Consider the following 242-nt stretch of genomic DNA (forward strand, 5'->3'; position numbering starts at 1 on the left):
GCATCCGCCCTTGGAAAATCACATTGTTAATAGCAAGAATGGACATACCATGATGGTGTGCATAATAATTGCGCACAACGGCATATTTTTCTCCTGTCTTTATGCGTGAAGGAGTAAAGTCAACAGAGTCATAATAACCGTATGTTCCTAAAGCTCCAAAGTTACGCAATCGTTTTAAATTGTTTACGGCTTGTGCAGGTGTATACTGCGCTGCTAAAAGGCTAGCGTAGGGGGCAATAACA

1 protein-coding gene is annotated in these 242 nt (G+C 41.7%); it reads right to left on the minus strand.

Annotated elements, in window-relative coordinates:
• Window positions 1-242: glucoamylase family protein (locus ACFINS_RS11110; protein WP_375706303.1), on the minus strand; the 242-nt coding region annotated here is incomplete at both ends.

Origin of the sequence: Bartonella sp. AA2SXKL (assembly GCF_042197205.1) — a bacterium.
GTDB lineage: Bacteria > Pseudomonadota > Alphaproteobacteria > Rhizobiales > Rhizobiaceae > Bartonella.